This window comes from Streptomyces turgidiscabies Car8, from assembly GCF_000331005.1.
Classification (GTDB): Bacteria; Actinomycetota; Actinomycetes; order Streptomycetales; family Streptomycetaceae; genus Streptomyces; species Streptomyces turgidiscabies.
Genome location: NZ_AEJB01000402.1, coordinates 1 through 1,264, shown reverse-complemented (window position 1 = coordinate 1,264; position 1,264 = coordinate 1). Strand labels below are relative to the sequence as shown.

1 protein-coding gene is annotated in these 1,264 nt (G+C 71.8%); it reads right to left on the bottom strand.

Features of this window, described 5'->3' with window-relative positions; genetic code table 11:
* Positions 1 to 49: 49 nt before the first annotated feature.
* Complete coding sequence (locus tag STRTUCAR8_RS29240) at positions 50 to 1,015, bottom strand: zinc-binding dehydrogenase (protein ID WP_044473100.1); 966 nt, start codon at positions 1,013 to 1,015, stop codon at positions 50 to 52.
* Positions 1,016 to 1,264: the final 249 nt, after the last annotated feature.

Below are 1,264 nucleotides of genomic sequence, written 5' to 3'. Positions count from 1 at the left end.
GCCGCAACCGAACGGAGGCCAGCACATGCCAGCGACCAGTGACCCCTGATCAGGAGGTGGTGAGGACAATCTTGCCGAACTGGTCACCGGATTCGAGGCGTTCGAAGCCCTCGCGGGCCCGGTCCAGCGGGAGCACCTCGTCGATGACGGGGCGTACACCGGTGGTGGCGCAGAAGGACAGCAGATCCTCCAACTCGTCCTTCGTGCCCATCGTCGAGCCGACGACCTTGAGTTCGAGGAAGAAGATGCGGGTCAGCTCGGCGTGCGAGGGACGGTCCCCGCTGGTGGCGCCGGAGATGACGAGGGTGCCGCCGGGCCGCAGCGACTTGACCGAGTGCGACCAGGTGGCCGCCCCGACCGTCTCGATCACGGCGTCCACGCGCTGCGGCAGCCGCGCCCCGGACTCCACCGCCTCGACGGCGCCCAGCTCCAGTGCCCGCTTCCGCTTCGCCTCGTCCCGGCTGGTGGCGAAGACACGCAGGCCCGCCGCCTTGCCGAGCACGATCGCGGCGGTCGCGACACCGCCACCGGCGCCCTGCACCAGCACCGAGTCGCCGGGGCGTACGCCCGCGTTGGTGAAGAGCATGCGGTACGCCGTCAGCCAGGCGGTGGGCAGACAGGCCGCCTCCGCGAAGGAGAGCTCCTTGGGCTTGGGCAGCACGTTCCACGCCGGTACGGCGACCTGCTCGGCGAAGGTGCCCTGGTAGCGCTCGGTGAGGATGGAGCGGGGTTCCTTGGGGCCGACGCCGTGGCCGGTCTGGCCGATGACGGAGTGCAGGACGACCTCGTTGCCGTCCGCGTCGACGCCGGCGGCGTCACAGCCGAGGATCATCGGCAGACGGTCCTCGGGGAGTCCGACTCCGCGCAGGGACCAGAGGTCGTGGTGGTTGAGCGAGGCGGCCCTGACGTCGACCGTCGCCCAGCCGGGACGCGCTTCGGGGGCTGGGCGGTCACCCAACTCCAGCCCGTCGAGCGGATGGTCGGGGTCGATGCGAGCGGCGTAGGCAGCGAACATGACCTTGACGATAGGGGGCACGGCGGGCCGGGGGAACGACACGGCGCTGTGACACACGCCCTGTTGAGTTTCACCCCCGCCGCCCTTACCGATACCGGCGCGGCCCCGCACCCCCAGCCCGTCCGGCACCTCTCCACCCAGGCCCACACCCCCAGCCCGTCCGGGCACCCCTCCAGCCCAGGCACACACCCCCAGCCCGTCCGGCGTTTGAGGACGAGGCCCCTTCAGGGCCGGCGGGGGGGCTGGGGG

Coding starts and splice junctions, on each gene's coding strand:
- STRTUCAR8_RS29240 (WP_044473100.1), bottom strand. CDS start 1,015: ATGTTCGCTGCCTACGCCGCTCGCATCGACCCCGACCATCCGCTCGAC.